This is a genomic window from Methylohalomonas lacus (assembly GCF_024808875.1).
GTDB lineage: Bacteria > Pseudomonadota > Gammaproteobacteria > Methylohalomonadales > Methylohalomonadaceae > Methylohalomonas > Methylohalomonas lacus.
Window position 1 is genome coordinate 120,666 of record NZ_JANUCT010000001.1, and the last position, 24,273, is coordinate 144,938.

Here is a 24,273-nt window from a genome sequence, read left to right on the forward strand (position 1 = left end):
AGATACGAGCGACGAGATACGCTATTTATAGGTATACGCGGCGAGCTCGCCGTCGCTGCTGTAGAAGTAGACGCTTTCACCGTCGCTGACCGGGGCGGCGAGCAGCGGGCTTTCGTCGATGCGCGTGCGGGCGACGAATTCGCCGCTGTCGCGATCCATCCAGTGTACGTGGCCTTCGATTCCGCCGACAGCAACATACGGACCGAGCACGACCGGTGCCGTTGTCGCACGCGCCTGCAGATCTTCCTGGCGCCAGACCGAGGCACCGGATATCTGTTCCAGCGCCCAGACATGGCCATTATCGGCGGTGACATAGACGTTGTTCGCGTCGACGTCCAGACCGGCGTACGAGGCGACGTCGCGGTTCCACAACATGCGGCCAGCGTCGACGCTGATGGCGGCGACGCGGCCCTGATAGGTGGCGACGTAGACGATGTCGTTGCGGACCACCGGCGTGGCGTCGATGTCGACCATGCGTTCGAGGTCGGAGCTGCCGGTTCCCATGGCAATGCGCATCTCCCACAGGGGCTTGCCGGTCGACAGTTCCAGCGCCAGCAGGCGGCCGGCATCGAAACCGGCGAGGATGACGCCATTGTGGATGACCGGAGTGCTGGTGCCACGTAATGACAGCGCCGGTACGCTGCGGTCATAGATCCACAGCTGGTCGCCACTGTCGGCGTTGAGTCCGGTCAGCTTGCCGTCGACGGTGCGCACGACGACGACACCGTCGGCAACCTGCGGCGCCGCCAGCACCTCACTGGAAACACTCTGTTGCCACAGCGGCTCGCCGCTGTCGGCGTCCAGAGCCACGACCTTGCCATTGCTGCTGCCGACCAGCACCAGACCAGAGCCAGCACCGGTGGCGCTGGCCAGCGGCTCGTCGGTGTCATGGCGCCAGGCCACGCGGCCGCTGTCCAGTGCCAGGGCGGTGACGTCGCCATTGCGGGCGGCGGCGTAGATGCGGTCACCGGCGATCGCCGGGGTCATTTTCAGGTATTGTTCGTCACTGCCGTTGCCGATGCTGCGCGTCCAGCGGTTGTCGATGTTGGCAGTGGTTTCGAATTCCACCAGCGGTGCCGGCGGTTCGGCGTTATCCTCGCCGCCACTGAAATAGTTGGTCAGCGTCGTGCAACCGGACAGCAATAATGCCATCCCCGTGAGTGCCAGCGATCGTGCCATCATAGGTTGTCCGCCGCGCTGTCGAGTTCGGTCGTATTCACGGGTGTAGCCTTGCCGCCGACGCTTTCCAGTTTCATCTGCAGCAGTTCACGGCCGCCGGCCTGCGGTGACGTGTTGGCCAATGCCAGGCGGTAGGCTTCGCGTGCGCCTGCCGTGTCCTCCCGGCCCAGCAGTATATCGCCGCGCAGTTCCTCGTACTCGGCCGTGAAGCGGCCAAAGTCGGTCGACTGCAGCAGTTCCAGCGCGGCATCGTACTGTTCCCGGGCGGTCAGTACCCGCACCAGCCGCAGGCGGGCAACGTGCTGCAAGGAGTCCTCGTCGAGGCTTTCCAGCGCCTGGCGCAGACGGCTTTCCGCCGTTTCCAGATCGTCTGCAGCCAGCGCCTGCCGGGCCAGAGCGAGCGCCGCGAAACCGGCGTAGGGCGTGGCCGCGTAGTCCGCCAGCAGCTGGGTACCCTTGTCCTGCAGCTGTTCGCTGTCGCCAGCGGCGCGCGCGGCGAGCATTTCCTGGTACAGGCTGGAGGCCTCGCGGGCGCGGTTTTCCTGGTACTCGCTCCAGCCACGCCAGCCGACCAGCGCGCCGATACCGACCACGATGCCGATGACCACGGCCATGCCGTTCTCGCGCCACCATTCCTTGATGGCTTCTACTTGTTCTTCGTCGGTTCTGTCTGCCACGCTCACTTCTCCACTGGGGCCGATCGTCGCCTGTGGCGTTGTGATCGACGCTTAATCTACCCAAAACAAAACATTATAACCGGCTAACGGTGGCCGCGCCGAGCCCCGTCTGCAAGGCAACATGAAATCCGGCCACCGCGGCCACGGTCGTTTTGCTGCTGTTTGTTATTGCGGCGTTGAATCTGTCTCTGGGAGCGCCGCGGCTGCCAGCAGTTCCTTGACGGTGTCGGCGGCGGCAGCCTGCGCGACGCTGTGCTGCTCGCCCTGGCCGCGCAACGGTTTCACGGTCACACGGTCACTGGCAAGTTCGTCATCGGCCAGGATGAGTGCGAGCAGGGCGCCGTTGCGGTCGGCGCGCTTGAACTGGCTTTTCAGGCTGCCACCGCCGCAATGACTCATCACCCGCAGCCCCGGCAGGGCGTCGCGCAGTTGATCGGCTAGCTGCAGCGCGCGGGCCGCGGCGCCTTCGCCGGTGACGATGTAGACGTGCGGCTGGCGCGGTCCCGGGTCGAGACCGAGCAGTTCCAGCAGTCGCTCGAGGCCGATGGCGAAGCCGATCGCCGGTGTCGGCGGACCGCCGACCTGTTCGATCAGGCGATCATAACGGCCGCCGGCGCAGACGGTGGCCTGCGCACCAAGCTGATCGGTGGTCCATTCGAACACCGTGTGATTGTAATAGTCGAGGCCGCGTACCAGCCGTGGGTTGATCACGTAATCGATACCGGCGGCGGTCAACAGTTCGCACAGGCCGGCGAAATGCGCCCGCGACTCGTCGTCGAGGTGATCGGCCAGTGCCGGAGCATCGGCGATCAGCGCCTGCATGTCGGGATTCTTGCTGTCGAGTATGCGCAGCGGGTTGTGTTCCAGCCGGCGCCGGCTGTCGTCGTCAAGCTGGTCGCGATGTTGGCCGAAATAGTCGACCAGCACTTCGCGATAGGCCGCACGCGATTCCGTGCTGCCGAGCGAGTTGAGTTCCAGTTGCAGGCCGTCCAGGCCAAGCTGGCGCCAGAGCCGCTGGCACAGCAGGATCAGTTCGGCATCGATGTCCGGACCGGCCATGCCGTAGGCCTCGACGCCGATCTGGTGGAACTGGCGGTAGCGGCCCTTCTGCGGGCGCTCATGGCGGAACATCGGGCCCAGGTACCAGAGTCGCTGGGTCTGGTTGTGGAACAGACCATGTTGCAGGCCGGCACGCACGCAGCCGGCGGTGCCTTCCGGCCGCAGGGTGATCGAGTCGTCGTTGCGGTCGGCGAAGGAGTACATTTCCTTGCTGACGATGTCGGTGTGTTCGCCGATGGCACGGGCGAAGACCTCGGTCTTTTCCATGATCGGCAGGCGGATTTCCTGGTAGCCGTAACTGTCGAGGACATCGATCAGGACCTGCTCGAGCTCGCGCCAAGCCGGGCTGCGCTCCGGCAGAATGTCACTCACGCCGCGAATGGCTTGGATGCGATTGGCCACCAGTGGATCCCTGAAGTTATCGGCTAGTCGCCAACGCGGAACTGGGCGACGCCGGCTTGCGATTGTTCGAGGGTGTCGATGGGGTTGCCGTTGTAGCTGACGTTGACGCCGGGCGCATAGCCGAGCAGCACTTCCAGCGGCGGCTTGCCGTTGACGCGGATGGTTTCGCCGGTCTCGGCCAGACCCAGATACAGGCGCTTGCCATCGGCGTCATAGACTTCGATCCAGGACTCTTCCTCGATGCTCAGGCGTAAACCGCGGTCACCGCTGTTGCCGCGCCCGGATTCGCCGACCTCGGGCAGTGTCTCCAGCAGTTCGGCATCCGCGCCGGCGTCGTTGCCGGTTGCGCGACTGTCATCTTCGGTCTCGTCTGCCGTGGCGGTCAGGGGCGCCGGTGCCAGCTGTTCCGGCGTTGCATCGTCGCCGGTTGCCGCCGCTGGCGATTCGGCCTGCGTTGCGCTGGCATCCATATCCGGCCCGCCCGGGTGACGGACGATCGGGATCGGGTAGCCGAGTGCGCTGTCGACGGTTTCCGCCTCACTGTCGTCCGCCGGTTCGTCCACATCCGCGATCGGCTCAACGGACTGTTCTTCCAGCTGCCAGCTGTCGAGATCGATGAGGCCTTCCTCGCCCAGGTGGCGGCTCTGCCACCAGGCCAGCAACAGTACCACCAGGCCCAGCGTCAGCAGATAGGTGACCGCGCGAACCGGCTTGTCGGAGCTGCTGACCTGGCTTTTGGCCGCGACCGGCGGTTTCAGTTCCGGATGCTGGTTGTCACGCGCGTCGTAGGCGGCCAGTACGGTTTCGCTGTCCAGGTCGAGCAGACGGGCGTAATTGCGCAGGTAGCCGCGCACGTAGATTGGCGTCGGCAGTTGTGTCTCGTCGTCGCGCTCCAGCGCTGCGACGATCCGCTGGTGCAGGTGTAGCTTGGTGGCGGCCTCCTGCTGGGTTAGGCCACTGGCTTCACGGCCCTGGCGCAGCAGTTCGCCGGGCGTCGGGCCGGTACGGACATCATCGGCGGCGTTGTCGTCGGTCTCACTCATAAAAATAGTCGGGGACGGTGCCGCCTAGCGTATGCCGGACTCGCGCAACAAACGCACCTGGTCGGAATCGGGGAAATTGGATTTTAGCGACAGAGCATAACTCGACACGGCATCCTTGTTGCCAAGCTTGTCCTCGATGCGGATGCCGAGCCAGAGGCTGCTGGCACTGTGTCGGGCGACGCTGGCGTAGCGCTGCAGATAACCGCGTGCCGACAGATATTCCTCGGCCTGGTATTGCAACTCGGCCATCTGTAGCAACGCCAGCGGCTGCTCCGGGTTGCGTTCCAGTGCCTTGCGGTAATATTGCTCGGCCTTGTCGGGCCGGTCGCTGACCGAGGCACAGGTGCCGGCATTGGTCAGTGCCCGCGCCGGGTTGTTGTTGAGCGGGTTTTCACTGGCTTTGACGAAGGCCGCCTCGGCTTCCGCGAAACGATCCTGGCCGCAGAGAAACTGGCCGTAGTTGTTGAGGATGTTCGGCTGTTTCGGTGCCAGCTTCAATGCTTTTTCAAAGTTGGCCTCGGCCTTGTCGTAGACCCCCATGCGCTGATGTAGCAAACCGAGCATGTTATAGGCCATCGGGTATTCCGGGTCGGCCTTACGTGCACGTTCGAGCTTTTCCAGTGCCTTTTCGAAATTGCCGTCCTGCATGTAGGCGACACCAAGCCGCATATTGGCCTCGGCAATATCGTTGGCGTCGTGTTCGCTGCGCAGGTCACTGCCGGTGGTCGCGCAGCCGCCGGCCAGCAACAGCGCCAGCAGTGGCAGGATTCGGATCAGGCCGCGTTGTGTCATGGACGTCGTTCCATTCTGTGAACCGAAACGGGTTGCCGTACTGCCTGATGGCGGCGCGCCTTGGCCCGCACCTCGCCGACCAGCTGGCCGCAGGCAGCATCGATATCATCCCCACGGGTCTTGCGGGTGATGGTAAACAGCCCCGACTCTAGCAGAATCTCGCGGAACTGATTAATTTTTTCCGGCGCCGAGCAGTGGTACTGCGTGTCGGGAAAACGGTTGAACGGAATCAGGTTAATCTTGGCCGGGATGCCGTTGAGCAGCTTGACCAGCTGGCGGGCATGCGCCGGCGAGTCGTTGACGCCGTCGAGCATCACGTACTCGAAGGTGATGTACTCGTCGCCACGGACCTCGACGAAACGCCGGCAGGCGGCCGTCAACTCGGCCAGCGGATAGGTCTTGTTGATCGGCACCAGTTCGTCGCGCAGGCCGTCATTCGGTGCATGCAGCGATACCGCCAGCGCCGCGCGCGTGTCGTGCGCCAGAGCGTCCATCTGCGGCACCAGGCCGGAGGTGCTGACGGTGACCCGGCGCCGCGCCAGGCCGTAGGCGTTGTCGTCGAGCATCAGCTCGATGGCGCGGACGACGTTGTTGTAGTTGAGCAGCGGTTCACCCATGCCCATGAAGACGACGTTACTGACCGCGTAGCGGTCATGGTCGGTGCGCGGCAGCCGCTGATTGGCCAGCCACAGCTGGCCGATGATCTCGGCCACCCCCAGGTTGCGGTTGAAGCCCTGGCGGGCGGTGGAACAGAAGCTGCAGTTCAGCGCGCAGCCGACCTGCGACGATACGCACAGCGTGCCGCGGTCCTTTTCCGGGATGAATACCGTTTCCACCGAGTTGCGCTCGTCGACCCGCAACAGCCACTTGTACGTGCCATCGGCCGAGGCCTGCTCGGTAACGATCTCGGGCACGGTCACGCGGGCGCTGTGCTTGAGGTTTTCGCGCAGCGCCTTGCTGAGGTTGGTCATGGCATCGAAGTCGCTGATGCCCTCGTGGTGTAGCCAGCGGATCACCTGCGTGGCGCGAAACGGTTTTTCGCCCTGCGCGCTGAAATACGCCGCCAGTGCCTGGCGGTCATAGTCGAGCAGGTTGATCGGCGTTTCGCTCATCGGCTTGCGGTCCCGGCCCTAGCGCGGGCAGATCTCGTCGGCGGCGAAGAACTGTGCGATCTCGGCCTTGGCGCTGTCGACGCCGTCGGAGCCGTGCACGGCGTTGTCGGCGGAGTCGGGGTTGTCCGGGTCGTAGGCCAGATCGCGGCGGATGGTGCCGGGCTCGGCGTTCTTCGGCATCGTCGCCCCCATCAGCTCGCGGTTTTTCGCGACCGCGTTTTCGCCTTCCAGCACCTGGACCATGACCGGTCCGGAGGTCATGAACTCGACCAGCTCGCCGAAAAACGGCCGCTCCTTGTGCTCGGCGTAGAATTGTTCCGCCTGCTTGCGGCTGAGCTGCATCATTTTTGCGGCGACAATGCGCAAGCCATTATTTTCAAACCGGGAGTAGATATCACCAATCTGATTACGGCCAACAGCGTCGGGTTTGATAATGGATAGCGTCTGTTCAATTGCCATGCACGGAACTCCGTTTGGAATGGGTCAAAATTAATAGCTGCACCGCAGCCCCGGCGGCGGTAGCGGTAGTAAACCGCTAATTATACGTGCTAATCGTGACCCTTGAAATACAAACCGGGGCCGGTTTCGCCGTGCCGGTCCGGCTTTTTCAGTCCCAGCGGTCGTCGCGCACCTGGATGCGGCCGGCGCTCACGCGCACCGGGAAGGTGGTGACCGGCTCGTAGGCAGGGGGCGTCAGGGCGTCACCGGTGCGCAGGCAGAAGCGGGCACCGTGGCGCGGACAGATGATCTGGTCGCCGTCGAGCACGTCCTCGGCTTCCAGGCCGCAACCGAGCATCGGCGCTTCGTCGTGGCTGCAGGTATCCTCGATGGCGCGATACTCGCCGTCGATGTTGAACACCGCCACCATGATGTCGTCGACGTCGACCAGTCGGGCCTGGCCGGGGGCGAGTTCGTCGCTGTCGGCAACATCCACCCAGTCGCTCATTACAGCATGCCCGTTTCGAGTCGCGCCGCCTCGGACATCATCTCGAAGCTCCACGGCGGGTCGAAGGTCAGCTCGACGTCGACTTCGGTGACGTTGTCCACCGCAGCGACCTTGCGCTGCACGTCGTCGGCGATGAACTGGCCCATGCCGCAGCCGGGTGCGGTCAGGGTCATCAGGATGTGCACCTTGTTGCCGGTCAGTTCGCCTTCGCCGTAGTCACTGTCGGCACGCTGCGGGATGATTCGGCAGTCGTAGATGAGACCGAGGTCGACCATGTTGATCGGGATCTCGGGATCGTAGCAATCACGCAGCGCATCCCAGACCGCTTCTTCGTTTACCGTACCGTCGCCGGTCAGTTCCTTCTTCTGCGCTTCTTCCTCGGCCTCGAAACCGAGCGCATCGGCATGCTTGCCCTCGATGCGGGCGAGGTTGCCGTTGAAGTTGACCGTGTAGCTGCCGCCCAGTGACTGGGTCATGAAGACGACGCTGCCTTGCGGCAGCACGATCGGCGTGCCGTCGGGAATCAGCGCCGCCGGGCAGTCGCGTTCCAGGGTGATCGGTTCCGGTGTATTCATCTGGTTCATGGTGCGTCTACTCGGTGGTGACCGGTTCGTCCTTGCCTTCCAGGGCTGAATGCAGGGTATGCCAGCATAACGTTGCGCACTTGATGCGCGTCGGATAGTCGCGCACGCCGGCCAGTGCAGCCAGCTTGTCGAGCTTTTCAACTTCGGCTGCTATGGGCATGTCCCGGGCGGTCAGCAGCTCATGGAAGTCATTGAAGATCCGTTCGGCATCGGCTTTGGTCTTGCCCTTCAGCGCCTCGGTCATCAACGAGGCCGAGGCAACCGATATGGCGCAGCCGCTGCCGTCAAATTTGACGTCGCTGATGCGCTCGTCATCGAATTTTACATACAGGTTCAGCTTGTCGCCGCACAACGGATTGTAGCCCTCGATGACGCGGTCGGCGTCTTCGAGCGCGCCGAAATTACGCGGGCTGCGGTTGTGATCGACGATCACTTCCTGGTAGAGGTCTTTCAGGTCGAACATCAGGCGAGCACCTCGTGGGCGTGTTTCAGCGCCGCGATCAGACGGTCGATTTCCGCATGCGTGTTGTAGAATGCGAACGACGCGCGCGCTGTTGCCGGCACGCCGAAGTGATCCATGACCGGCATGGCGCAATGATGGCCGGTACGAATGGCAATACCCTCGCTGTCGACAATCGTGCCGAGATCGTGCGGGTGTACGCCGTCCATGATGAACGACAGGATGCTGGCCTTGTTCTGCGCTGTGCCGATCAGCTTCAGCCCCTCGACTGTCAGTGCCTGTTCGGTGGCGTACTCGAGCAGGTCGTGCTCGTAGGCGGCGATCGCCTCGAGGCCAATGTCCTCGACGTATTCAACGGCTGCGCCCAGACCGATGCCGCCGGCGATGTGCGGCGTGCCGGCCTCGAACTTGTACGGCAGGTCGTTGTAAATGGTGCGGTCCAGCTTGACCATTTTGATCATGTCGCCACCGCCCTGGTAGGGCGGCATAGCCTCGAGCAGATCCTCGCGGCCGTAAAGCACGCCGATACCGGTTGGACCGAACAGCTTGTGGCCGGAATAAACATAGAAGTCACAGCCCAGCGCCTGGACGTCGACCGGTGTGTGCGGTACCGCCTGGGCACCGTCGACCAGCACCAGCGCACCGGCTTCATGCGCCTGGTCGATGATCGATTTCACCGGGTTGACGGTGCCGAGCGCGTTCGACAGGTGATTGATAGCGACCAGCTTGGTACGCTCATTCAGCAATTCTTCATAGATATCGAGTTGCAGTTCGCCGGCGTCGTTGATCGGGATAACTTTCAGTTCGATGCCGATCTGATCGCGCAGCATCTGCCACGGTACGATGTTGGAATGGTGTTCCATTTCCGAGATGATGACTTCATCGCCGGCCTTGAGCTGGCTGCGACCCCAGGACTGTACGATCAGGTTGATCGCCTCAGTGGCGCCGCGCACGAACACGATTTCGCGGGTTGACTCGGCGTTGATGAAACGCCGCTGCGCTTCGCGCGCATTTTCATAGGCACTGGTCGCCTGTTCGCTCAGGTAGTGTACGCCGCGGTGAATGTTCGAGTTCAGAGCGCGGTAGTAATGATCCACCGTTTCGATCACTTTAGCCGGTTTCTGCGAGGTTGCGGCATTGTCGAAATAGGCCAGCGGTTTGCCACGGACTTCCTGATGCAGAATGGGAAAGTCGGCGCGCACGCGCTCGACATCCAGGGCCGGCCGGTTGCCGCCTAACAGTTCTGCTGCGGTGCTATCGACGGGCTGGTTCATACGAACTCACCGATCTGTTCAGTCTGCGGCAGTTTGTCGAGCACGATGTGCTCCAGCCGCTCGCGTATGGGCGCCAGCTTGATCTGGGCAACGACTTCGCTGGCGAAGGCGTACGTCAGCAGACTGCCGGCGGTAGATTCGTCGATCGCGCGGCTGCGCAGGTAGAACAGCGCATCCTCGTCGAGCTGGCCGACGGTAGCGCCATGGCTGCACTTGACATCATCGGCGTAGATCTCGAGTTCCGGCTTGGTATCGACCTCGGCGGTCTTCGACAGCAGCAGGTTGGCGTTCGACTGCTGGGCGTCGGTCTTCTGGGCGTCACGGTGAACGTAGACCTTGCCGTTGAAGACGGCGCGACTGTTGCCGTTGAGCACGCCGCGATAGGTTTCGACACTGTTGGTGTGCGGTACCAGGTGATCGACCCGGGTGTGATGATCGACGTGTTGCTTGCCGTCGACCATGTACAAGCCGTTGAGGATCACGGTGGCACCCTCGGCTTCCAGACGCGTGTTGATATCGGTACGCGTCAGGTTGCCGCCGAGGGCCAGCGAGTGCGACTCGAGGCGCGAATCGCGTGCCTGCCTGGCATTGATGCTGCCGATATGGAAATTCTTGCCGCCGCCCTGGACAATCTTGTAGTGGTCCAGGCGCGCGTTGTCGGCCAGATCGATCTCGGTCACCTGGTTGGTCAGGTTTTCGGAACTGTCATCCAGACCGGCGAAACTTTCCACCAGGGTCGCCGCGGCGTTCTCGCCGAGACTGACGAAGGTGCGCGGATGGCAGGCCGTCGGCGTATCGGTGGCCGTGTCGAGATACAGCAGCACGATCGGTTTGTCGACCTGCACGCCGCGGGCGACCTCGATCACGGCACCGTCCTGCAGGAAGGCGGTATTGAGTTCGGTGAACGCGTGAGTGTTTTCGCCCAGGCAGTGGCCGAGCCGTGCCCCGATGCCGCTGTCGCTATCGGCCAGCGCCGCAGCGAGACTGCGTATGCTGATGCCCGAGGCGGTGTCGCCCAGCCGTGACAACTGTGCATTGAAACGGCCGTTAACGAATACCAGCTCATGGCAGTCGAGATCGCCGAAGCGTACCGCGTCGACCTGACCGACATCGATCGGCGGGGCCGCCTGGGTCGTATTGAAATGGCGCTTGGCAATAGGCTGCACGTCGGTGTACTTCCAGGCCTCGACCTTTTTCGTCGGCAGGCCGGTGGCGGCGAAGCGTTCCAGCGCCGCCTTGCGTTCATCGCGCAACGGGTCGTTGTCGAGTTCGCCGATGAGACGCGCGTACTCGGACTGGAAATGCTCGACGGGGTTGTTGACTACCGCATTCATGCTGCCGCGGCCTCCTGCTTGACCCATTCGTAACCGCGCTCCTCGAGTTCCTTGGCCAACTGCTCGTCGCCCGACTTGATGATCTTGCCGTCGGCCAGCACGTGGACGTGATCCGGCTTGATATAATCGAGCAGGCGCTGGTAGTGGGTGACGAGGATCATGGAGCGTTCCGGGCTGCGCATGGCGTTCACGCCCTCGGCGACGATCTTCAGCGCGTCGATGTCGAGGCCGGAGTCGGTCTCGTCAAGGATGGCAAGCTTGGGTTCGAGTACCGCCATCTGGAAGATCTCGTTGCGCTTCTTCTCGCCGCCGGAGAAGCCCTCGTTGACCGAACGGTTCAACAGGTCCTCGTTGAGCTTGACCAGTTTCATGCGCTCGCGTACCAGTTTCATGAACTCGACGGCGTCAAGCGCATCCTCGCCACGGCTCTTGCGAATGGCGTTTAGTGCCGCCTTGAGCAGGTAGATGTTGTTGACGCCGGGGATTTCGACCGGATACTGAAAGGCAAGGAACAGACCGGCGCAGGCGCGCTCTTCCGGCGCCATGTCGGCCAGGTTCTGGCCCTCGAACAGGATCTCGCCCGCGGTTACGGTATAGTCATCGCGACCGGCCAGCACATTCGCCAGCGTACTTTTTCCGGAACCGTTCGGGCCCATGATGGCATGAATTTCTCCCGGTTTGATTTCCAGATCGACACCCTTGAGGATGTCGGTGTCGTCGACCTGGGCATGTAGATTTTTGATACTCAGCATTTGATAACTCTTTCAGTTCATGAATCCAGTGTTTGTGAAGAGTGAATAGTGATGAGTGAAAAGCAGAGAACCGATAGCTGCCTATTCACATTTCACCATTCACGTTTCACCTAAAATCAGCCAACCGCGCCTTCCAGTGTGACGCCGAGCAGCTTCTGCGCCTCGACGGCGAATTCCATCGGCAGTTCCTTGAACACGTCCTTGCAGAAACCGTTGACGATCATGTTGACGGCGTCTTCCTCGGTAATGCCCCGGCTGCGGCAATAGAACAGCTGGTCCTCGCCGATCTTCGAGGTCGTCGCCTCGTGCTCGACCTTGGCGCTGTTGTTGCGTACTTCCATGTACGGGAAAGTGTGCGCGCCGCACTGGTCACCCATCAGTAACGAATCGCACTGGGTGTAGTTGCGCGCATTGGTCGCCGTCGGTGCTATCCGGACCAGACCACGGTAGGCCTGATCGCCGTGCATGGCAGAAATGCCCTTGGAGACGATGGTGCTTTTGGTGTTTTTGCCCAGGTGGATCATCTTCGTGCCGGTATCGGCCTGCTGCCAGTTGCTGGTGACGGCCACCGAGTAGAACTCGCCGACCGAGTTGTCACCGCGCAGGATGCAGCTCGGGTACTTCCAGGTGATGGCCGAGCCGGTCTCGACCTGGGTCCAGGATATCCTGGAATTGTTGCCGCGCGCGTCGCCGCGCTTGGTAACAAAGTTGTAAATGCCACCGACACCGTTTTCATCACCCGGATACCAGTTCTGCACCGTCGAGTACTTGATGTTGGCATCATCCAGAGCGACCAGCTCGACCACTGCGGCATGCAGCTGGTTCTCGTCGCGCTGCGGCGCGGTGCAGCCTTCCAGGTAACTGACCTGGCTGCCTTCGTCGGCGACGATCAGGGTGCGCTCGAACTGGCCGGTGTTCATGGCGTTGATGCGGAAGTAGGTCGACAGCTCCATCGGGCACTTCACGCCCTTGGGGATGTAGACGAACGAGCCGTCAGTGAACACGGCGGAGTTCAGCGCGGCGAAGAAATTATCGCCCTGCGGCACGACCGAACCCAGGTACTGCTTTACCAGGTCGGGGTGATTCTGCACAGCTTCCGAGAACGAGCAGAAGATGACACCGGCCTCGTGCAGCTTTTCCTTGAACGTGGTGGCGACCGAAACGCTGTCGAACACGGCGTCGACGGCGACGCCGGCCAGCATCTTCTGCTCGTGCAGCGGGATGCCGAGCTTTTCATAGGTTTCCAGCAGTTTCGGATCGACCTCGTCGAGGCTCTGCGGCGCGTCGTCCTTGGACTTCGGCGCCGAGTAATACGAAATCGCCTGGTAGTCGATCGGCGCATGCTTGATGTGCTGCCAGGTTGGCGTCTTCATTTTCTGCCAGGCGCGAAACGCCTCCAGGCGCCACTGCAGCAGCCAGTCCGGTTCGTGTTTCTTGTTCGAGATGAGACAGATCACATCCTCGTCGAGGCCTGGCGGTACCGTATCGGTCTCGATATCGGTATGGAAACCGTGCTCGTAGCGCTTCTTGATGAGGGCTTCGACATCGTGGGATTGCGTCGCCATGAAAACTCTCCTGGTTGCTCCCGATTAGACCTGCGCTGACGGCTGCTTGACACTGAAGCTTTCGCCGCAGCCGCAGGTCTCGCTGACGTTCGGATTATTGAAATGGAAACCTTCGTTGAGGCCCTCGCGGCGATAGTCCAGTTCGGTACCGGCGAGGTAGTTCAGGCTCAGACTGTCGACCACGATCTTGACGCCGCGACTTTCGAATACCGTATCGGTGTCGTTGACCTGTTCGGCCGGTTCGATGACGTACTGGTAGCCGGAACAGCCCGTGGTCTTGACGCCCACGCGCAGGCCGATGCCGTTATCGCGTCCGGCGAGGAAATTCTGTACGTGTTCGGCGGCGCGTTCGCTCAGGGTGATCTGTCTGCTGTCAGTGCTCATATATAATGTGTCCGCATATCGTTTGTCTTAAGTAAACACTCACTGCGCCCGTGCATGAATTGTCACAGTATCCTGACGGGCGGAAACCTGCTGTACGGCCTGCTTGCGGACGAGGTCCTCAAGGCTGATGCTGTCGAGGTACTGCGAAATCTGTTCGCTCAGGTCCTCCCAGAGATCGTGAGTCAGGCAGCGCAGCTCGCCCTGGCAGTTTTTCTGGCCGCCGCACTTGGTCGCGTCGACCGACTCATCCACCGCCCTGATCACGTCGGCGATGGAGATATCGGTTGTCGCGCGCCCCAGCGAGTAACCGCCGCCGGGCCCGCGGGCGCTGTACACCAGGCCGCTCTTGCGCAGGCGCGAGAACAGCTGCTCCAGGTAGGCCAGCGAGATACCCTGGCGCTTGGAGATGTCCGCCAGCGTATTGGGACCGCGGTCCCTGTGCAGCGCGAGATCCAGCATGGCGGTCACGGCGTAGCGGCCTTTGGTGGTTAAGCGCATAATCGATTTCCGGCTCCCGCGAGATACTGAAGTCTGTTGGCTCTTGCCTGTCGGCGTCCGACAGGGTCGGCAAGATTTACATAGCTGAGTAATTCAGTCAAGAATTTCCCTGACTGTTTAGGTCGGGAATTGACTGTTCGGTTCCGTCGCTTCGGCAGCCGCCGCGCCGAGTCCCGGCATCGGCGTCATGACAAGGGCGTGTGGCGCCTGGGGAACTATCGCGCCGGCTCCGGCTCAGACCTGTAAGCCGCTCAATTTTAAGCAAATTCCAGAGGAACCCGATGAATCGATTAAAAATTAACCGGCTCGCCGGCGTATTGGCCGCGCTGGCCACTGCTGCCGTGCTGGCTGCCTGTTCAACCTACGGTGAGCGGGTTGCGCCGCTGCCGGTACCGGGGGCCCAGGCCAATGCCGTTTCCGTCCACGGCGCCGATATCGTCGCCAGCGGCTATCTCGACCGGCAGGCCGCCGAAGACGCCTTTGGCTTCAATATACGCCGGGCCGGTCTGCTGCCGGTGCAGTTCGTGGTCGACAACCAGAGCGGCAAGGAGATATCCATCGACAGCCGTGACGCGCTGTTGCTGGACGACGCCGGCAATGCCTGGCCGTTGCTGTCGGGCGACAAGGCCACCGCAAGGGTGCGCGACTCAGTCCGTGCCGGCGAGAGCATTGCTTCCGGTGCCCGCGCCTCGTTGCTCACCGGCCTGGCCGGCGCGATTGCCGGTGCCGCCATCGGCGTGGTAACCGGTGGCGATGTCGGCGAGGCTACCGGCCGTGGCGCGGTGGCCGGTGCTGCGGTCGGCGCGCTGGGTGGCGGTGCCAAGCGTTATACGGAGCTGGATCGCGAGATTGGCCAGGACATGCTGGAAAAATCGCTGACCCAGCGTCCGATCAAGCCCGGCGCCCTGGTACACGGCTTCCTGTTCTTCCCGGGGCTGGAATCGGAGGCCGATTCCCTGCGCTCGTTGCGCCTGCGTATCCAGGTGGGTGACGACGAGCAGGTCGTGTCGGTCCCGGTCAGCCCGGCAACGCGGCGCTGAAGCACCGGTCGACTGCTCGTCATCAGTCGACCGGTCCGGTCAGTCCGGGTAGCGAATCAGGTGCGCCACGGATGTTCGGGGAGATCGCAGACGCCAATGGTTTCGGCGCCGGCGCGGGCAACCTTGTCGTCATTGTCCACGGTACTGCCGCTGACGCCGATCGCGCCTGACATGATGCCGTCGTCATCGACGATCGGTACGCCTCCCGGAAAGGTGATCAGGCCGTCATTCGAATGCTCGATGCCGTACAGTGGTTTGCCGGGTTGTGACAGTTCGCCGATCTCGCCGCTGGGCATACCGAAATAAACCGCGGTACGCGCCTTCTTGATGGCAATATCGATACTGCCCACCCAGGCATCGTCCATGCGGTGAAAGGCTTTTAATGTGCCGCCGGAGTCGACCACGGCGATACACATGCGGGTGCGGGTTTCCGCGGCTTTTTTGAGTGCGCCTTCTAGCGCTTTTTGCGCCTGTTCCGAGGTAACATGCATGTTGACTTCTCCTTGAGGGGAATTGTCCGGCCAGCCAGTAGAAGCCGGGCCGGGGAAACCAATGATAGACCTGCCTGTTGGTTGTCACCAAGGTAGGCTGTTATTGCTCGCTGTGTCACGTGGATTCGTTGATCTGGTTTGACCGGCTATAATTGCTTCTGTTCGCTTGCCACGGGAGTGATGGAAAATGAATCGTGTCGATTGGCTGATCGAGGGTGTCGAGTTCAGTAACTGCAATTGTAATTATGCCTGTCCCTGCCAGTTCGAGTCATTGCCGACCGAAGGCGATTGCAAGGGCTTCGGCGTCATGCGTATCGATCATGGTCACTTCGGTGAAGTCTCGCTGGACGGCCTGTATGCGGCCATGATCTTTGCCTGGCCGGGTGCCATTTTCGAGGGTGGCGGCGAGATGCAGATCATCATCGACGAGCGTGCCAGCGAACCGCAACGTGCGGCGCTGGACCGCATCATGCACGGCGAGGAAGTTGTCGAAGCCGGCAACCACTGGTGGGTGTTCAATGCCATGTGCGATACCCGTCATGAAACCCTGTTCAGCTCGTTCACTTGTGATATCGCTGTCGATAAGCGCACTGCGGACGTACTGATACCCGGAGTGGTTCGGGCCAGCGGCAGACCGATCAGGAGCCCGGTAAGCGGTGCCGATCACCGCGTGCGCATCGATATGCCCGAGGGAATCGAATTTGAACGGGCCGAGATCGGCAGCGGCAGTTCGACCACTGAGGGCGCGATAGCGATGACCCTGACAGATACCTACGGCCAGTTCAGCCTGCTGCGCCACAGCCATAACGGTATCGTACGCGACCACGAGCGCTAGTCCATGCAGTCGATCGAGTCACTGCTCAGGCGTGATTTCTGGATCAGCCTGGGTACGCTGATTCTGATTATCGTTATGACCTGGGCCTGGCTCGTCACTGGCGCCGGTATGGACATGACTGCGCTGGAGATGACACGCATGGATCCGGCGATGGCCATGCCTGCGGCAGTCTGGAATCGTGACTACGCTGTGCTCATATTTTTCATGTGGTGGATCATGATGATCGCCATGATGCTGCCGAGTGCTGCACCGGTCATCCTGTTGGGAGCTGCGTTGAACAGGCGCACCAGCCCCGAACACTCGCCCTATGGTTCAAGCAGCTGTTTCCTGACAGGGTATCTGCTCGCCTGGGCCGTATTTAGTGCAGTCGCAGTTATGGGGCAGTGGCTGTTGCAGACAAACGGTTTGTTGACCGGTTTTTTACACCTAAACAGTCAGAGCATGGCCGGCGTGTTATTGATAGGCGCAGCGCTATGGCAGTTGACGCCCGTCAAGCAGGCCTGTCTGCGCCATTGCCGCAGTCCCGTGGATTTTCTCATACAGCGCCGCCGGCCCGGCACGACGGGGGCACTCCGCATGGGTGCTGAGCATGGGATCTATTGCCTGGGATGTTGCTGGTTCTTGATGCTGCTTTTGTTCGTCGGTGGCGTAATGAACCTGTACTGGATTGCTGCGTTGGCACTCTATGTGCTGGCGGAAAAGCTGTTGTCGACCGGCCGATCCATAAGCTACGTCGCGGCCGGCCTGCTTGCCTGCACGGGCATATACCTGCTACTGAACGCCTGACGGCCGCCAGCCATTCCGAAGCCGGTACTGTCAGCATGGCGGCTCGAACATACTGTTCCATCTCACATATGCGCCGACTATACCGGACAGATTATCGATAATCCAGTCGGTCAGAAAAGCCGCCAATAAAACCGCTATGTTTCGTATATCTGGAATAACCGGCTATATCCTGCAGTAGCGGTCGCTAATTCAGATAGACGGCCTTGACCAGCTTCCAGTGCTGTTCCGCCCGATCAACAAGCACACGGCTGCATCCCAAAGGTTGGGGCGCATCTCCGGCGTTTAGCCTGACTACCGAACGCCCGCCTTGGCGTACATTCATGAAATAGCGCTCGAGTTGTGCCTCTATGTCCTGGCTCGGATGATTGTTGTGCACGACGACAAGTTTACCGCCCCGGGCTTCGCAGTCGGCATCATATACGGCATTCAGTATCACATGGCTACTGGCCGTATCTTTCGCCATAGTAGGTGTGCCGAGGCAACAAAACAGAATCAGTGCTAACAATGATCTGTCCAGAATGCAGGTGTTGCCTGAAAGATCCGCTATTGTTTTGTCTCTCTGTTTCATGTCTGCAGTTTCGTGGTGATTTTAAAAGCCATGCATTGAACCACATCGGTTGTTGCCACGAAATGGGTCGTGTGGATCAGGAATGAATAACACTGCTGTTGTGATCATGATGGACATTATAGGAATAAGTTGCCACATGATTGGGAATTTAGTCTCTGGTCAGTGGCGCGGGCATGACGTATAAAAAATGAGATGTTGGCAGATGATTCAGTATGACCATGTCGCACAAGGCACAGCGTGCCATGAAGCCAATATCATGTCCGGTCGCCGTTTTGGCCTTGCTGGTACTGTTCGCCTGCGATCAGCCGGAAAGCACGCATCAATCCGCGATCAATCCGGCAAATGATGCTCGGCAGGAAGATGCGTCAAAAACCATGTCAGTGCCTGACTGGCTTGAATGGCATCACGATATGGATGCAGCGGTCTGGCTGGTCAAGCATGAAGCGCAAATACATATGGAACCGGCTGATCGTTCAGAGTACGCACGAATTCTGGACAGCCTCAGCAAGCGTTTCCGGGAAAACAGACGCATGATCGCCAACCGAACGGTCGATATGCAGGCGCAGCTCATTTCTGCCGGCATAAATGATCCGGTCTACAAAATCATGCAGGGCATCAATTCGATCCCCCTCAATGTTGAGTCAGCCAGTTATGGCGAGCAATGCATGCGCTATCGTCAGCAACGATTGCAGGGGCGCTCGCATGAGGCCGCAATTGCCAGGCTGGCTTCCTATATGCAATCCGATCAAGGGTGATGTGTTCACCACTGCTTTCAATTCACTACTCTGTTCATGGAATCCCGTAGGGCTTCTGCAGAGACAATCAGGGGATACTTTAAATGCAATCTTTTAGCAGACATATCCTGCCGGGCGTTGGTTTGATCCTGGCGTTGCTCATGGCAAGCGCGGATGTTTTGGCAGAACCACTGGCGGAAAAAGATTTTGTGCGTCAGGTGATGGGACAGCCGCAGGAGGAAGTACGCGGCGTAATGGGTGAGCCTGACAGCATCAGAACGGAAGGTAAGTACGAGTACTGGATCTATCATGATGCAGTGCGCGACATGATATCGGACAGAATATTCCGGCAAACCCAGGTGCTGTTTGTCGACGGTCGTGTGGCTGATTCGATCCACAGTAATTCAGAACCGGAAGACTGACGGTGCCGATTCTGGCAACCGATGTTCTGGCTGGAGTATTTGGCAAATTTTTCCTGGCAGGGATGGGAAATATTGCTCTCTTTTCAGGACTGATTGCCAGAATCATGGTCATGCAAAGCCAGCTTATGTATGAAACATTGCTCTCGCATCAAACCGATTTATAAAACATTATCACCATGGCTTTGTATCCAGTGTTGTTTTGCTTGTTCGAGTCATTGTCTTCTTGTGGGGGCTCATGGTTGAGCAATGATTTGTTCGAAGACCGACGACGGGATAGCCCGCAAATAATATAAAGAGAACTTTAGAGGAGGTTCTTCTGATGAAGATTAATAGCATGCGGTTTCTGAGCGCCATTGCGTTGGCGCTTATGGTGGCGTCGCCATATACCATGGCCAATCAGAAACTTGACAAAATGTCGAAAGAGGACAGCAACTGGGTCATGCCCGGCGGCACCTATGACTTCAACGTGTTTGGTGAGCAGACTGAAATCAACGTCAACAATGTTGACCAGTTGCGGCCGGCATGGTCGTTTTCAACAGGTGTGCTGAGTGGTCATGAAGGTACGCCATTGGTAATCGATGGCATGATGTATATACATGGCCCGTATCCCAATAATACGTTTGCTCTGGATCTGGATAATCCGTCGGAGATCGTCTGGCAGCACAAACCGAAGCAGGATCCGGCTGCACGGGCAGTTGCCTGTTGTGACGTCGTCAATCGCGGTCTGGCTTACTGGCCCGGTGACGGTGACACGCCGCCACTGGTCATCAAGACCCAGCTGGACGGTCACCTGGTTGCCCTGAATGCCAAGACCGGTAAGGAGTACTGGAAGGTCGAGGTGATGGATATTTCCGTCGGCCAGACGCTGACCCAGGCCCCTTATGTCGCGAAGGACCTGGCTATCGTCGGCTCCTCCGGCGCCGAACTGGGTGTGCGCGGCCTGGTCAGCGCATTCAACGTTAAAACCGGTGCGATGGAATGGCGCTGGTATGCAACCGGGCCGGACGAGGATATTGGTCTGGCTGACAACTTCAACAGCGAAAATCCGCACTACGGCCAGGAAGGTCTGGGTCAGAAGACCTGGGAGAAGGATGCCTGGAAGATCGGTGGTGGTACCAACTGGGGCTGGTATGCCTACGACCCGGACCTGGAGATGTTCTACTACGGTTCCGGTAACCCGGCGCCCTGGAACGAAACCATGCGTCCCGGTGACAACAAGTGGACCATGACCATCTGGGGACGTGACGTGAATACCGGTCTGGCCAAGTTCGGCTACCAGAAAACACCCCATGACGAATGGGACTATGCCGGTGTTAATGTCATGGTGCTGACCGAGCAGGAAATCGACGGCGAGATGCGTAAAGTGCTGACACATCCGGATCGCAACGGCATTGTCTATACGCTGGACCGCGAAACCGGTGATCTGCTCCGTGCTGACAAGCTCGACGAGACCGCCAACTGGGTCAAGTATGTCGATATGGAAACGGGCCTGCCGGTACGTGACCCGGAATATTCCACCCGTATGGGGCACCGCTCACGTGATGTCTGCCCATCAGCCATGGGCTTTCATAACCAGGGCGTGATGTCTTACGACCCCGAGCAGCAGAACTTCTTTATCGGTATCAATCATCTGTGCATGGACTGGGAGCCCTTCATGCTGCCTTACCGGGCCGGTCAGTTCTTCGTCGGTGCCAACGTCTGGTCCTATCCGGGTCCGAAAGGCAATCGTGAGGAAGGCATTGGTTCCGGCCAAGTGAAATCCTATAACGCCAAAACAGGTGAGTTCGAGTGGTCCGTTATGGAGAAATTCTCCGTCTGGGGCGGCACGATGGCCACCGCCGGAAACCTGGTCTTCTACGGTACGCTTGATGGTTTCATCAAGGCCCGCGATTCACGCAATGGCGAGCTGCTCTGGAAGTACAAGCTGCCATCCGGTTCCGTGGGTTATCCGCTCACCTATACCCATAACGGTACGCAGTACGTCGGTATCAACTACGGTGTTGGCGGCTGGCCGGCTGTGGGGCTGGTGTTTGACCTGGAAGATCCGTCCGCCGGTCTCGGTGCCGTGGGCGCATTCAAGGAACTGCAGAACCATACGCAGATGGGCGGCGGCTTCATTGCCTTCTCGCTGCGTGGCCAGGGTCCGTTTGATGATTTGAGTGTTGGCGAATACAAGCCAAACAATTAATGATCAGACAGACGTAAATCTCTCTTCCTAACTTTTGATGAGTGAGTTTCGGGAACAGGCGCCATCTTTAATGGTGGCGTCTGTCTCCCGATTTTTGCTAGCGGAGGATGTATGAACAAGTTGTTGAGCCTGCTTATCGCAGTGCCGCTGAGTATGGCAACACCCGTAATAGCCCAGGCTGAAAGTGAAACGTTGCGTGTCTGTGCAGCTGAAGACGAGATGCCCTATTCGAATAGTTCCGGTGACGGTTTTGAAAACGAAGTCGCCAAGGTTATTGCCGATGAACTTGACTGGAAAGTCGACTTTGTCTGGCTGGACCGTGCCGCAATATTTCTGGTCAAGGATCTTCTGGAGCCTGGAAATTGTGATGTGGTCATGGGGCTGGATGCGGATGATCCGCGTGTGCTGACCTCAGACCCCTATTACAAGTCCAGTTACGTGTTTGTGTACCGGAAGGATAGTGGTTTGACCATCAAGGATTGGGAAAGCCCCGACCTGAAAAAGGTGCAGAATTTTGCCATTACCGCCCATAGTCCCGCTGAAGCGGCATTGCGGGAGATAGGCAAGTATGAATCCAATCTCAACTACATGTACTCACTGATTGGTTACAAGTCCAGACGTAATGAATATGTTCGTTATGAGCCCGCAAAAATGATCTCCGAGGTTATCAACGGCAATGCCGGGGTAGCTATTATCTGGGGGCCCTCGGCTGGCCGCTACGTAAAGAACTCGAGCGTGCCGCTGGAAGTACAGCCGGTACCCGACTATCAGACAGGCGAGGGAGAAAACATCAGGTTTACTTATGAGCAGTCTCTGGCCGTTCGTAAAAATGATATCGACTTGATGAAGAAGCTAAACAGGGCCCTTGAGCAGGCCAGGCCACAAATACACAAAGTGCTGAAAGCCGAAGGTGTACCGCTGGTCAAGGATGGCGAGTTGCAGACAGCAAACAAACTTGAATCCAAATAGAGCTGAAGAGACGTTAGAAGTTATGAACAAAAAAATTATCCTGATTCCGTTATTGCTTGCCTTGCCCTTCTTGCTGATTTCAGCGCCTACACTTGGTGATGTTCTGTTCCGGAATGTTATTTCCGGCCAGGAATTTGACCTATCCAAGGCCAAAGAAGGTGAGGAAACCGAGGCCGTCAAGCATTTCAAGGAGACCGGTGAAAATCTCTATAACGATGATGAGGAAGCTTGGCGTTCCGGTTACGACCTGTTTGCAACGGCATGTGCTGGCTGTCACGGTCATCACGCCGAAGGCAAGCTCGGTCCCGCGCTGGTTGATGATTACTGGACCTACCCTACCGGCAGAACGGATAAGGGCCTGTTTGAAATCATATATGGCGGTGCACGTGCCATGATGGGCCCCCAGCGGGGCAATCTTTCCATCGACGAGATGCTTAAGATTATGGGCTGGTTGCGTGCCGCCTATCAGGGTGACCCCAGTGAGGCCAAATGGATGACACCGGAAGAGCAGAAGAATTTTGAGCCGATCCCGGTGGATCATTTCGATGACAAGGAATCTGGTTGAAGATTGTCGGACCGGCAGGTGACAGTACACAGGTGATTGATGAAGTAACTGTCTTTTGATGAAAGCCCCCACACATCATGCGCTGTGTCGGTCTACAAGAAGTCGGCGAGTCCGGCTGGTATTTTTATAACAACGGGAGTTAACAGGAGGACTTAAGCGTATGGTCAACAAGATGAAAATTATTGCTGCATGTGGCGTCATGGGACTGTCGATTGCGTCATTCAGCGCGGCTGTGACGGCCTATGATGGTACTAATTGTGATGCGCCGGGTGATTGCTGGCAGCCCAAGCCGGGTTTCCCGGAAAAGATTGAGGGCACAAAGTACGATCCCAAGCACAGCAAGGAAGAACTCGGCAAGCAGCAGAAAGCTATCCAGGCAATGGAGCGCCGTAATGCCAAGCGTGCCGAGCACTTCAAGAAAACCGGCGAATGGGTTTATGACATTTCAAAACTTGAATGAGGTTTTCACCGTATGACATCAAGCCCCGGTCATCGGCCGGGGCTTGATTAATAATGATTTACAGAACGGATTATGTAATCCGTTGGAGAAGTGAAGTGAACGAATCCGTGGCTTCTGACGCCCTGCAATCCCGCCTTGGCGACTGGCGCGAACAGGCACTATCGTTGGAGAGTGCCGTCAATGCAGCGGTGATTGGTCAGGAGCATGCCGTACGCATGGCAACCGTGGCCATTTTTGCGCGCGGCCATGTTCTTCTGGAGGGCGATGTCGGTGTTGGCAAGACAACCCTGCTGCGGTGTGTCGCCCGTGCTGTCGGTGGCGCCTATGAGCGTATAGAAGGCACGGTCGATCTGATGCCAACCGATCTTGTCTACCATACATACATTAGTTCAGACGGCAAGCCCTGTGTTGATCCGGGCCCATTGCTGCGCCATAGCGAGGAGCTGGTCACGTTTTTCTTCAATGAAGTCAACCGCGCACGACCACAGGTACATTCGCTGTTGCTTCGGGCAATGGCAGAGCGCAGCGTTAATGGTTTCAATAGGGAATACCATTTCCCCCATTTGCAGGTGTTCGCCGATCGCAACCGTGTCGAGAAGGAGGAAACATTCGAATTGCCGGCCGCTGCCCGGGATCGTTTCCTGATGGAAATCAACATCGAATCCCCCGCCGACGAGGACCTTCAAAAGGCACTCATGTTTGACGTTCGTTTCCATGATGCTGATGCACTCGTTAACTCCGTACCCGAAGCCGTTGTCCCGTATCAGCAACTGAACTCTATTGCCGAGCATATCCAGCAGAGCATCCATGTCGCTCCGGCCCTGCAGGATTATGCGCTTGGCCTGGTTCGTGCCCTACGTCGGCCGCAGGATTATGGTATTGAGCTGGAGGATGTCGATACATCTAATCTGGTCATCGGCGGCGGTAGTCCACGCGGCATGAGTGCACTCATGCGGGCAGCACGGGTACATGCCTGGCTAAGCGGCCGGGATATGGTTGTGCCCGAGGATCTGCAGGTTCTTTTTCAGGAGCTTATGGCACATCGCGTATTCTTTAATCCGATATACGAGTATCGACGTGAAACCCTGGCTGTTCAGCTGATTGATGCTGTAGTCAAGACTGTCGCCGCACCCTGATAAACGGGACGGGAGTTT

29 protein-coding genes are annotated in these 24,273 nt (G+C 59.1%); 11 read left to right on the forward strand and 18 right to left on the reverse strand.

Annotated elements, in window-relative coordinates; all coding sequences use genetic code 11:
* Positions 1-21: 21 nt before the first annotated feature.
* The 16 genes from bamB to iscR form a co-directional block, all read right to left on the reverse strand.
* A complete protein-coding gene (gene bamB / locus J2T55_RS00575; protein WP_259053473.1) occupies positions 22-1,182 on the reverse strand; it encodes an outer membrane protein assembly factor BamB in 1,161 nt (386 codons plus the stop codon).
* Positions 1,179-1,856, reverse strand: a complete 678-nt coding sequence (locus J2T55_RS00580) for a YfgM family protein (protein WP_259053475.1) — start codon at positions 1,854-1,856, stop codon at positions 1,179-1,181. The genes bamB and J2T55_RS00580 overlap by 4 nt, the downstream gene beginning before the upstream one ends.
* Before the next feature lie 165 nt (positions 1,857-2,021).
* Positions 2,022-3,317 carry a histidine--tRNA ligase gene (hisS, locus tag J2T55_RS00585; RefSeq protein ID WP_259053477.1) on the reverse strand — a complete coding sequence of 432 codons (1,296 nt, stop codon included), beginning with the start codon at positions 3,315-3,317 and terminating at the stop codon, positions 2,022-2,024.
* 23 nt (positions 3,318-3,340) lie between these two features.
* Positions 3,341-4,360 (reverse strand): RodZ domain-containing protein, encoded by a 1,020-nt coding sequence (locus tag J2T55_RS00590; protein ID WP_259053479.1) that lies wholly within the window; start codon positions 4,358-4,360, stop codon positions 3,341-3,343.
* Positions 4,361-4,384: 24 nt separating this feature from the next.
* A complete protein-coding gene (pilW, locus tag J2T55_RS00595) occupies positions 4,385-5,152 on the reverse strand; it encodes a type IV pilus biogenesis/stability protein PilW (RefSeq protein WP_259053481.1) in 768 nt (255 codons plus the stop codon).
* A complete protein-coding gene (gene rlmN, locus J2T55_RS00600) occupies positions 5,149-6,264 on the reverse strand; it encodes a 23S rRNA (adenine(2503)-C(2))-methyltransferase RlmN (protein ID WP_259053483.1) in 1,116 nt (371 codons plus the stop codon). The genes pilW and rlmN overlap by 4 nt, the downstream gene beginning before the upstream one ends.
* An 18-nt stretch (positions 6,265-6,282) precedes the next feature.
* Positions 6,283-6,723 (reverse strand): nucleoside-diphosphate kinase, encoded by a 441-nt coding sequence (gene ndk / locus J2T55_RS00605; RefSeq protein ID WP_259053486.1) that lies wholly within the window; start codon positions 6,721-6,723, stop codon positions 6,283-6,285.
* 148 nt (positions 6,724-6,871) lie between these two features.
* Positions 6,872-7,210: a non-heme iron oxygenase ferredoxin subunit gene (locus J2T55_RS00610; RefSeq protein WP_259053488.1), complete on the reverse strand. Its 339-nt coding sequence runs from the start codon at positions 7,208-7,210 to the stop codon at positions 6,872-6,874.
* Positions 7,210-7,785, reverse strand: coding sequence for a putative Fe-S cluster assembly protein SufT (sufT, locus tag J2T55_RS00615; protein WP_259053734.1), 576 nt, complete (start codon positions 7,783-7,785; stop codon positions 7,210-7,212). Before sufT ends, J2T55_RS00610 begins: the two co-directional genes overlap by 1 nt.
* A gap of 16 nt (positions 7,786-7,801) precedes the next feature.
* Positions 7,802-8,257 carry a Fe-S cluster assembly sulfur transfer protein SufU gene (gene sufU / locus J2T55_RS00620; RefSeq protein ID WP_259053490.1) on the reverse strand — a complete coding sequence of 152 codons (456 nt, stop codon included), beginning with the start codon at positions 8,255-8,257 and terminating at the stop codon, positions 7,802-7,804.
* A complete protein-coding gene (locus J2T55_RS00625; RefSeq protein ID WP_310521954.1) occupies positions 8,257-9,528 on the reverse strand; it encodes a cysteine desulfurase in 1,272 nt (423 codons plus the stop codon). The genes sufU and J2T55_RS00625 overlap by 1 nt, the downstream gene beginning before the upstream one ends.
* Positions 9,525-10,862, reverse strand: coding sequence for a Fe-S cluster assembly protein SufD (gene sufD, locus J2T55_RS00630; RefSeq protein ID WP_259053492.1), 1,338 nt, complete (start codon positions 10,860-10,862; stop codon positions 9,525-9,527). Before sufD ends, J2T55_RS00625 begins: the two co-directional genes overlap by 4 nt.
* Positions 10,859-11,614, reverse strand: coding sequence for a Fe-S cluster assembly ATPase SufC (gene sufC / locus J2T55_RS00635; RefSeq protein ID WP_259053494.1), 756 nt, complete (start codon positions 11,612-11,614; stop codon positions 10,859-10,861). Before sufC ends, sufD begins: the two co-directional genes overlap by 4 nt.
* A gap of 116 nt (positions 11,615-11,730) precedes the next feature.
* Positions 11,731-13,179 carry a Fe-S cluster assembly protein SufB gene (gene sufB, locus J2T55_RS00640; protein WP_259053496.1) on the reverse strand — a complete coding sequence of 483 codons (1,449 nt, stop codon included), beginning with the start codon at positions 13,177-13,179 and terminating at the stop codon, positions 11,731-11,733.
* Between the two features lie 24 nt (positions 13,180-13,203).
* Positions 13,204-13,563, reverse strand: a complete 360-nt coding sequence (locus J2T55_RS00645) for a HesB/IscA family protein (protein ID WP_259053498.1) — start codon at positions 13,561-13,563, stop codon at positions 13,204-13,206.
* A 39-nt stretch (positions 13,564-13,602) separates the two neighbouring features.
* Positions 13,603-14,061 carry a Fe-S cluster assembly transcriptional regulator IscR gene (gene iscR, locus J2T55_RS00650; RefSeq protein WP_259053501.1) on the reverse strand — a complete coding sequence of 153 codons (459 nt, stop codon included), beginning with the start codon at positions 14,059-14,061 and terminating at the stop codon, positions 13,603-13,605.
* 281 nt (positions 14,062-14,342) lie between these two features.
* Here iscR and J2T55_RS00655 point away from each other — a divergent pair, with 281 nt between their 5' ends.
* Positions 14,343-15,101 (forward strand): hypothetical protein, encoded by a 759-nt coding sequence (locus tag J2T55_RS00655; protein WP_259053504.1) that lies wholly within the window; start codon positions 14,343-14,345, stop codon positions 15,099-15,101.
* A 56-nt stretch (positions 15,102-15,157) separates the two neighbouring features.
* On the opposite strand, the gene J2T55_RS00660 is transcribed toward J2T55_RS00655, so the two are convergent.
* Positions 15,158-15,592, reverse strand: coding sequence for a GlcG/HbpS family heme-binding protein (locus tag J2T55_RS00660; protein ID WP_259053506.1), 435 nt, complete (start codon positions 15,590-15,592; stop codon positions 15,158-15,160).
* A 187-nt stretch (positions 15,593-15,779) separates the two neighbouring features.
* On the opposite strand from J2T55_RS00660, the gene J2T55_RS00665 reads away from it, so the two are divergent.
* Positions 15,780-16,427, forward strand: a complete 648-nt coding sequence (locus J2T55_RS00665) for a DUF1326 domain-containing protein (protein WP_259053508.1) — start codon at positions 15,780-15,782, stop codon at positions 16,425-16,427.
* Between the two features lie 3 nt (positions 16,428-16,430).
* The gene (locus J2T55_RS00670) at positions 16,431-17,213 is read left to right on the forward strand and encodes a DUF2182 domain-containing protein (protein WP_259053510.1); all 783 of its coding nucleotides are present in this window, start codon (positions 16,431-16,433) and stop codon (positions 17,211-17,213) included.
* 184 nt (positions 17,214-17,397) lie between these two features.
* On the opposite strand, the gene J2T55_RS00675 is transcribed toward J2T55_RS00670, so the two are convergent.
* Positions 17,398-17,781 (reverse strand): hypothetical protein, encoded by a 384-nt coding sequence (locus tag J2T55_RS00675; protein ID WP_259053512.1) that lies wholly within the window; start codon positions 17,779-17,781, stop codon positions 17,398-17,400.
* Positions 17,782-17,993: 212 nt separating this feature from the next.
* On the opposite strand from J2T55_RS00675, the gene J2T55_RS00680 reads away from it, so the two are divergent.
* From J2T55_RS00680 to J2T55_RS00715, 8 genes are all read left to right on the forward strand, one after another.
* On the forward strand, positions 17,994-18,536 hold the full coding sequence (locus J2T55_RS00680) for a hypothetical protein (RefSeq protein ID WP_259053514.1): 543 nt from the start codon (positions 17,994-17,996) through the stop codon (positions 18,534-18,536).
* 83 nt (positions 18,537-18,619) lie between these two features.
* Entirely contained in the window at positions 18,620-18,937 is a 318-nt protein-coding gene (locus tag J2T55_RS00685) for a hypothetical protein (protein WP_259053516.1), read from the forward strand.
* A gap of 2 nt (positions 18,938-18,939) precedes the next feature.
* Complete coding sequence (locus tag J2T55_RS00690) at positions 18,940-19,101, forward strand: hypothetical protein (RefSeq protein ID WP_259053518.1); 162 nt, start codon at positions 18,940-18,942, stop codon at positions 19,099-19,101.
* A gap of 203 nt (positions 19,102-19,304) precedes the next feature.
* Positions 19,305-21,125: a methanol/ethanol family PQQ-dependent dehydrogenase gene (locus J2T55_RS00695; protein WP_407660013.1), complete on the forward strand. Its 1,821-nt coding sequence runs from the start codon at positions 19,305-19,307 to the stop codon at positions 21,123-21,125.
* A 111-nt stretch (positions 21,126-21,236) separates the two neighbouring features.
* Positions 21,237-22,094, forward strand: a complete 858-nt coding sequence (gene moxJ / locus J2T55_RS00700) for a methanol oxidation system protein MoxJ (protein WP_259053520.1) — start codon at positions 21,237-21,239, stop codon at positions 22,092-22,094.
* A 22-nt stretch (positions 22,095-22,116) separates the two neighbouring features.
* Entirely contained in the window at positions 22,117-22,659 is a 543-nt protein-coding gene (moxG, locus tag J2T55_RS00705) for a cytochrome c(L), periplasmic (RefSeq protein ID WP_259053523.1), read from the forward strand.
* A 199-nt stretch (positions 22,660-22,858) separates the two neighbouring features.
* Positions 22,859-23,119 (forward strand): methanol dehydrogenase [cytochrome c] subunit, encoded by a 261-nt coding sequence (locus J2T55_RS00710; protein ID WP_259053740.1) that lies wholly within the window; start codon positions 22,859-22,861, stop codon positions 23,117-23,119.
* 95 nt (positions 23,120-23,214) lie between these two features.
* On the forward strand, positions 23,215-24,255 hold the full coding sequence (locus J2T55_RS00715; RefSeq protein ID WP_259053525.1) for an AAA family ATPase: 1,041 nt from the start codon (positions 23,215-23,217) through the stop codon (positions 24,253-24,255).
* Positions 24,256-24,273 lie beyond the last annotated feature (18 nt).

Excerpts from the sequence above, each read along its gene's own strand:
- bamB (WP_259053473.1), bottom strand. The coding sequence starts at position 1,182 with ATGATGGCACGATCGCTGGCACTCACGGGGATGGCATTATTGCTGTCC.
- J2T55_RS00590 (WP_259053479.1), bottom strand. The coding sequence starts at position 4,360 with ATGAGTGAGACCGACGACAACGCCGCCGATGATGTCCGTACCGGCCCG.
- pilW (WP_259053481.1), bottom strand. The coding sequence starts at position 5,152 with ATGACACAACGCGGCCTGATCCGAATCCTGCCACTGCTGGCGCTGTTG.
- rlmN (WP_259053483.1), bottom strand. The coding sequence starts at position 6,264 with ATGAGCGAAACGCCGATCAACCTGCTCGACTATGACCGCCAGGCACTG.
- ndk (WP_259053486.1), bottom strand. The coding sequence starts at position 6,723 with ATGGCAATTGAACAGACGCTATCCATTATCAAACCCGACGCTGTTGGC.
- J2T55_RS00610 (WP_259053488.1), bottom strand. The coding sequence starts at position 7,210 with ATGAGCGACTGGGTGGATGTTGCCGACAGCGACGAACTCGCCCCCGGC.
- sufT (WP_259053734.1), bottom strand. The coding sequence starts at position 7,785 with ATGAATACACCGGAACCGATCACCCTGGAACGCGACTGCCCGGCGGCG.
- sufU (WP_259053490.1), bottom strand. The coding sequence starts at position 8,257 with ATGTTCGACCTGAAAGACCTCTACCAGGAAGTGATCGTCGATCACAAC.
- J2T55_RS00625 (WP_310521954.1), bottom strand. The coding sequence starts at position 9,528 with ATGAACCAGCCCGTCGATAGCACCGCAGCAGAACTGTTAGGCGGCAAC.
- sufD (WP_259053492.1), bottom strand. The coding sequence starts at position 10,862 with ATGAATGCGGTAGTCAACAACCCCGTCGAGCATTTCCAGTCCGAGTAC.
- sufC (WP_259053494.1), bottom strand. The coding sequence starts at position 11,614 with ATGCTGAGTATCAAAAATCTACATGCCCAGGTCGACGACACCGACATC.
- sufB (WP_259053496.1), bottom strand. The coding sequence starts at position 13,179 with ATGGCGACGCAATCCCACGATGTCGAAGCCCTCATCAAGAAGCGCTAC.
- J2T55_RS00645 (WP_259053498.1), bottom strand. The coding sequence starts at position 13,563 with ATGAGCACTGACAGCAGACAGATCACCCTGAGCGAACGCGCCGCCGAA.
- iscR (WP_259053501.1), bottom strand. The coding sequence starts at position 14,061 with ATGCGCTTAACCACCAAAGGCCGCTACGCCGTGACCGCCATGCTGGAT.
- J2T55_RS00655 (WP_259053504.1), top strand. The coding sequence starts at position 14,343 with ATGAATCGATTAAAAATTAACCGGCTCGCCGGCGTATTGGCCGCGCTG.
- J2T55_RS00660 (WP_259053506.1), bottom strand. The coding sequence starts at position 15,592 with ATGCATGTTACCTCGGAACAGGCGCAAAAAGCGCTAGAAGGCGCACTC.
- J2T55_RS00665 (WP_259053508.1), top strand. The coding sequence starts at position 15,780 with ATGAATCGTGTCGATTGGCTGATCGAGGGTGTCGAGTTCAGTAACTGC.
- J2T55_RS00670 (WP_259053510.1), top strand. The coding sequence starts at position 16,431 with ATGCAGTCGATCGAGTCACTGCTCAGGCGTGATTTCTGGATCAGCCTG.
- J2T55_RS00675 (WP_259053512.1), bottom strand. The coding sequence starts at position 17,781 with ATGAAACAGAGAGACAAAACAATAGCGGATCTTTCAGGCAACACCTGC.
- J2T55_RS00680 (WP_259053514.1), top strand. The coding sequence starts at position 17,994 with ATGACCATGTCGCACAAGGCACAGCGTGCCATGAAGCCAATATCATGT.
- J2T55_RS00685 (WP_259053516.1), top strand. The coding sequence starts at position 18,620 with ATGCAATCTTTTAGCAGACATATCCTGCCGGGCGTTGGTTTGATCCTG.
- J2T55_RS00695 (WP_407660013.1), top strand. The coding sequence starts at position 19,305 with ATGGTGGCGTCGCCATATACCATGGCCAATCAGAAACTTGACAAAATG.
- moxJ (WP_259053520.1), top strand. The coding sequence starts at position 21,237 with ATGAACAAGTTGTTGAGCCTGCTTATCGCAGTGCCGCTGAGTATGGCA.
- moxG (WP_259053523.1), top strand. The coding sequence starts at position 22,117 with ATGAACAAAAAAATTATCCTGATTCCGTTATTGCTTGCCTTGCCCTTC.
- J2T55_RS00710 (WP_259053740.1), top strand. The coding sequence starts at position 22,859 with ATGGGACTGTCGATTGCGTCATTCAGCGCGGCTGTGACGGCCTATGAT.